This window comes from Acidithiobacillus sp. TH-A35 (genome assembly GCF_057473505.1).
Map to the genome: position 1 here is coordinate 1 of NZ_JBYCKR010000101.1, position 5,329 is coordinate 5,329.

A 5,329-nucleotide genomic window follows, 5' to 3' on the forward strand; every position below is an offset into this window, starting at 1 on the left:
TCCGTAAAGTCGGCAACCGGTGCGGGTTTGAAACGATCCAGGGCGATCAGGCAGGATCAGCGCGAACCAGGTCAGCAGAGCGAGTACTGCCGCCAGCGCAACTTTAGTTTTCATTACCCGCCTGCAAACTGCCAAGAGTTGATAAGGAGCCGACTCATGACCGTGGCTCGGGTTATCTGTCTGGATATTTGGTCGGACAATCGTCAATTCGCTGGCGATTGTCAAGACAATGCCCACAGATGAAACTCACCGATCTGCGCGATTTCATCACCTGCTACCATCCCGAGAACCGCCATGCGCGGCAGGAAAGCGAGCGCTTCAAGTGCTATCGTTACGAAGACTTGGTCGCCCGCGACAAGACCAGTCTAAATATTTTCTGGCGGCGGGCTTGCCGAAGAGCGGGGATATGCACAGTATATGCGCAGATGCTGTTTAATCCTTCTGGCATCCAAACCGATTTACAGGACGAGGTGAACGCTATGAATACCGAAGCGATTTTGCAGAAGGCGCAGGAGCGGGCCAAGGCTGCCGGCAAACGCCACGCCGGAGATATGACGCCAGAGGAAGCGCATGCGGTGTTGCGCGACCATCCCAAGGCCATCCTGATTGACGTGCGCTCCCAGCCGGAACTGGATTTCTCGGGCTTCGTAGAGGGCTGCTGCCATGTGCCGTGGCAACAGTATCCGGGTATGACTCCCAACGTCGACTTTGACGCAGAACTGCGGAAGAAGGCCCAACCCGACGATTTACTGCTGCTGCTGTGCCGGACGGGTGGCCGCTCTCTGGCGGCTGCTGAACATCTGGCCGACCTGGGTTATGGCCATTGCTACAACATCCTTGGTGGCCTTGAGGGCAAACACGACACCCACGGTCAGCGCGGCAAGGTAGAAGGCTGGAAGGCCAGCGGCTTACCTTGGAAGCATAAGTAGGTGCGGCCTTGATTAAGACTGGCAGGCCGGGCAGAGCAGCGCGTTTTTACCCCCCACCGAAAGGGTCTCCAGCGCGCCGCCGCAGCTCGGACAGTGCCCGTCTTCCCGATGGCGGGTGAGGAAGGTCTTGGGCAGCAGGTTGGTCTTCGCCTGGCAACGCACGGCACGATCCAGCACCTTGGGGATTTGCTCCAGGAAACGCTCGCGCTCTTCTTCGCTGAGACTGGTCGCGGTGCGATCCGGCCGCAGACGGGCCTGAAAAAGGATTTCATCCGCCCAGATGCCGCCGATACCCGGTGCGAAGGTATCGTCCAGCAAGATGTTACGCAGGGCGCTGCGGCGACGGCTCAGGGCTTCGCGCAATACACCAAGCCCCTCCCCATGCACCATCAGCGGATCGGGGCCGAGCTTGGTCAGGAAGTCCACATCGCTGTTTTCATCCAGCATGCGCAGGCGGTTACCCAACTGAGTGCCCTGAAAACGCAGGCGCTGCTGACCGTTGATCTGAATCTCCAATGCCGCACGAGGCTCTTCCCCGCCTTCCGCATGAGCAGGGCCACGTTCGAGTTCGCCGCTCAGCTCGCCGCCCAACTGCAGGGCGAGGATGTCTTTGCGATCCAACTCCAGGAAAAGGTATTGACCGTAGCGATGCAGGTCAGTGATGGCTTTGCCTTGGAGTGCGGCGTCTTTCATCCCGGCGCCATCTGTCAGCGGCTCGCCTTTGGCATTCTGCATCTGCATGATACCGACCCGCTTGTGCAGGATATTGCGCCGCAGCTTTTGTCTGAGCAGTTCTATTTCTGGCAACTCGGCCATGTTTTTCTCCGGAACAATGGGTTTAAGACCCGTGATAAGCGCCCTAGTCTAACCTGTGGGCGCTGGCGCGCCAATGGCGGCAGAGGCTGGGAGGCAAACCAGTTTGATTATAAATCAGGCTTCTGGTACGGTATTTAGCCATTAAGCCAATGAATCAGGTGCCATCCTCCGATGTGAGTTTCAACCCCATCCTTTATTGTGGTCACTGCTAACCGCACTCTGGCGAAGCTCTCGCCCTTCTCATTTTCGAACTCTACTGCTGCTTCCTGCCGCACTGCGGGCCTAAGCGCTCAACCCGGCATGGAGACGCATTTGCCTCAAGTGGAGCAGTCCGATGCAAAGCCTGTCCCGATTTGAAGAAAACAAGATCAATATCCTCAGCGGCATTACCGTGGCGCTGGCTCTGGTGCCGGAAGCCATCGCCTTCGCCTTTGTCGCCCATGTCTCGCCGTTAACCGGCTTGTACGCGGCGGTTATCCTGGTGTTTATCACCTCGCTGTGGGGTGGGCGACCAGGTATGGTGTCCGGCGCCAGCGGTGCTACGGCGGTGGTGATGGTGGCGCTGGTGGTCTCCCACGGGGCAGAGTACCTGTTTGCTGCCGTCATCCTGATGGGCCTGCTGCAACTTTTCTTCGCGGCGGCGCGGCTGAGTAAATTCGTGCGACTGATTCCACACCCGGTCATGCTCGGTTTCATCAACGGCCTCGCTATCGTGATCTTCATGGCGCAACTGGAGCATTTCAAGATCAAGGATGCCCAAGGCGCCATGGTCTGGATGCATGGCACGCCGCTTTATATCATGATAGGGCTGGTCGCCCTGACCATGGTGGCTATTTATCTGACGCCGCGCATCACCAAGGCGATCCCGGCAACGCTCGCAGGTGCGCTACTGACCACCCTCCTCGTGGTCGTCTTCAAGATTCCTACGGTGACCGTCGGCGATGTGGCATCGCTGGCCGGCGGCCTGCCCAGCTTTCATCTGCCGGAAGTGCCACTGAACTGGCACACGCTGGTCGTCATCTTCCCCTACGCCCTGGTTATGGCCGCCAACGGTTTGGTGGAAACCCTGCTGACCCTGAACCTGATCGACGAGATGACCGACACCCGCGGCAAGCCGAATCAGGAGTCCATGGCGCAGGGTCTTGCCAATGTGGTCAGCGGCTTTTTTGGCGCCATGGGCGGCTGCGCCATGCTGGGGGAGAGCATCATCAACGTCGGTAACGGCGCCATCAAGCGCCTTTCGGGCATTACCACGGCCCTCTTTTTGCTGTCCTTTATTGTGCTGGCCTCACACTGGATTCAGCAGGTGCCCATTGCCGCACTGGTCGGCGTGATGTTCGTGGTGGTGGAAAAGACCTTTGAATGGAGCAGTCTGCGCTTTTTCGGCAGGGTGCCGCGCACCGACATAGTCATCGGCATTCTGGTCGCCGCCATTACGGTGCTGGTCAATATTACCCTGGCGGTAGTGGCGGGAGTCATCATCGCGGCGCTGGCCTTTGCCTGGCAGCACGCCAAGCAGATTGAAGTCAAAACCAGCATCAATACGGAGGGGCATAATATTTACACCCTGCAAGGAACGCTGTTTTTTGCCTCGGTGAGCGCCTTCCGTAATCTCTTTACCCCGGCGGAAGATCCGGACGTGGTCATCATCGACTTCGGCGGGGCACGGATTGTCGATCATTCCGCCATCGAGGCTATTGATGCGCTGGCCGAGCGCTACGAGAAGCGGGGCAAGAAGCTGTATCTGCGCCATTTGAGCGGTGACTGCCGGGATTTGCTGGAGAAGGCAAAGGATCTGGTCGTCTTTAACGTGGCAGAAGACCCGCGTTATCATGTGGCGGATGATAAGATTAGCTGAGGATTCGTCCATAAAGCGCGTGCTCTGCGCCCACCGCATGCGCCCACATCTGATCTCCGATGGAGAAGTGCCACCATTCTCCAACATGCTGCGCAAACCCCGCCTGGGTCATGACCGAGACCAGTAGCTCACGATTCTGATGATGGAGATACTCCGGCGTTCCGGGCAGGGCAGACGCGAAAAAATCCGGGATGGCGCGGTCGGTAAAGTCATCGACAGGACCGCCCATGGGTACATCCCGACCTTCTCCATCCACCAGTTTACAGTCTATGGCGGCACCCGTGCTGTGGGGTGGCGGACAGCAGGGATCCGGGTCGGGAATCCCCCAAAAGCGGTACACTTTGGGGGCGAGCAGGGCATAGATTTCGGGATTCAGGCGCTCCAGCGCATCCGGCCCGGCGCAGGACGCGAGCCGGGTGAGACAGCCCACCGCCTGCGCCTCGCGCCGGAAGGCATCCCAGACCATGAAGTGCTGAACCGCCAGGGGGCGATAGGCGTCGAACAGCGCAATGCGCCATCCCAAGCGTCGGCCCGACAACAAGGATTGCGCCCGATATAAGGCAGAAAGCGCCCCGGAGCGCAGCCGCCAGGGCGACCCGGTAGAAGGCGCCCCCACTGCGAGGTAAGGATGCGGGGTCACCCGTGGGAAGGCGCTTTCAGGAATCTCCTGCAGCGGCTCACCGCAGTCCCGGATGGGTATGTTCAGATAATCAGTGCGCATCGCCTTATCCCGGTCGCGTTGAAGAAACAGATAATCATTTGCCTGGGGAGCAAGTCAAATGGGGGCGTTACGAATAGGGCCTGTCCGCATTAGGCGGTTAGTAGTAGCCATATATGCTCCCTCATGTTAGCCTACATTTATCCATGTTACACAGCACTATGGTGCTGTACAATTTACGTTAGCTGCAAAAGATGAAGATGAGCATCGAATATAAAATCAACGCTCCAGTATCAACGGATCAATTCATTGAGTTACTGCGGGAATCGACACTTGGCGAACGCAGGCCAATTGAAGATCGTGAATGCATGGAAGGTATGGTCAAAAATAGCAATCTGATGGTTACTGCCTGGCATGGTGAAGAACTGGTAGGCATTGCACGTTCAATGACAGATTTTCATTATGCCTGCTACCTTTCTGATCTAGCAGTTCATAGGAAATATCAAAAAACTGGTATCGGGAAGAAACTGCAAGTCATCACTCAAGGGAAATTGGGGCCGAAATGCAAATTAATTCTGGTTGCAGCTCCCACTGCCAACTCGTATTACGAGCATATTGGATTTACAAACAATCAAAGGTGCTGGGTACTTGATCGTGAGCAAAGTATCAGCAGCTAACTCGGCATTCGTTCGGAACTGACCTCAATAGTTTCGTTTTGACGCCACGATCAATGCCCGATCGCTAACCCTTCGGTCGAGGTTGCATTAAGGCGCTTACGCCTGGCGCCAAGCCACGCTACGACACAATGCTCAAGCTACTCCATGCTCTCGGTGTAAAGCTCTCCGCGTCTCCCGTTCACTCATGAGCAACTTGCGGTTCCTCATCGCAAGGCCCAACTTGAACGTTGCGGGGCGCACTGCATCTTCTACGGCTTTTTCACAACAAGCCTGACAGATGCGCCCGGTGTAGCCCTCCCGAGTTCGACAGTTCATCGGCAAAAATCGTCAATTTCGTAACGCCGCCCCAGCATTCATAGGGGTTTCAGCGCCTATTTTCTAAAACTTCTGT

At 57.0% G+C, this 5,329-nt stretch carries 6 protein-coding genes; 4 read left to right on the forward strand and 2 right to left on the reverse strand.

What is annotated here, in order from left to right; genetic code table 11:
- Positions 1 to 239: 239 nt before the first annotated feature.
- Complete coding sequence (locus AC2VNK_RS03735; RefSeq protein ID WP_486882838.1) at positions 240 to 929, forward strand: rhodanese-like domain-containing protein; 690 nt, start codon at positions 240 to 242, stop codon at positions 927 to 929.
- A 12-nt stretch (positions 930 to 941) separates the two neighbouring features.
- Here AC2VNK_RS03735 and AC2VNK_RS03740 read toward each other — a convergent pair whose 3' ends face one another.
- Positions 942 to 1,745, reverse strand: a complete 804-nt coding sequence (locus AC2VNK_RS03740) for a DNA-formamidopyrimidine glycosylase family protein (RefSeq protein ID WP_486882839.1) — start codon at positions 1,743 to 1,745, stop codon at positions 942 to 944.
- A gap of 334 nt (positions 1,746 to 2,079) precedes the next feature.
- Here AC2VNK_RS03740 and AC2VNK_RS03745 point away from each other — a divergent pair, with 334 nt between their 5' ends.
- Positions 2,080 to 3,603, forward strand: a complete 1,524-nt coding sequence (locus AC2VNK_RS03745; protein ID WP_486882840.1) for a SulP family inorganic anion transporter — start codon at positions 2,080 to 2,082, stop codon at positions 3,601 to 3,603.
- On the opposite strand, the gene AC2VNK_RS03750 is transcribed toward AC2VNK_RS03745, so the two are convergent.
- Positions 3,596 to 4,324 (reverse strand): M15 family metallopeptidase, encoded by a 729-nt coding sequence (locus tag AC2VNK_RS03750; RefSeq protein WP_486882841.1) that lies wholly within the window; start codon positions 4,322 to 4,324, stop codon positions 3,596 to 3,598. The genes AC2VNK_RS03745 and AC2VNK_RS03750 overlap by 8 nt on opposite strands.
- Before the next feature lie 197 nt (positions 4,325 to 4,521).
- On the opposite strand from AC2VNK_RS03750, the gene AC2VNK_RS03755 reads away from it, so the two are divergent.
- Positions 4,522 to 4,938: a GNAT family N-acetyltransferase gene (locus tag AC2VNK_RS03755; RefSeq protein WP_486882843.1), complete on the forward strand. Its 417-nt coding sequence runs from the start codon at positions 4,522 to 4,524 to the stop codon at positions 4,936 to 4,938.
- Positions 4,939 to 5,024: 86 nt separating this feature from the next.
- Positions 5,025 to 5,126: a hypothetical protein gene (locus AC2VNK_RS03760; protein WP_486882845.1), complete on the forward strand. Its 102-nt coding sequence runs from the start codon at positions 5,025 to 5,027 to the stop codon at positions 5,124 to 5,126.
- The last annotated feature ends 203 nt before the right edge of the window (positions 5,127 to 5,329 follow it).

Bases quoted from the DNA above. Each gene is read 5' to 3' on its own strand.
- AC2VNK_RS03745 (WP_486882840.1), top strand. From the start codon at position 2,080: ATGCAAAGCCTGTCCCGATTTGAAGAAAACAAGATCAATATCCTCAGC.
- AC2VNK_RS03735 (WP_486882838.1), top strand. From the start codon at position 240: ATGAAACTCACCGATCTGCGCGATTTCATCACCTGCTACCATCCCGAG.
- AC2VNK_RS03750 (WP_486882841.1), bottom strand. From the start codon at position 4,324: ATGCGCACTGATTATCTGAACATACCCATCCGGGACTGCGGTGAGCCG.
- AC2VNK_RS03755 (WP_486882843.1), top strand. From the start codon at position 4,522: ATGAGCATCGAATATAAAATCAACGCTCCAGTATCAACGGATCAATTC.
- AC2VNK_RS03740 (WP_486882839.1), bottom strand. From the start codon at position 1,745: ATGGCCGAGTTGCCAGAAATAGAACTGCTCAGACAAAAGCTGCGGCGC.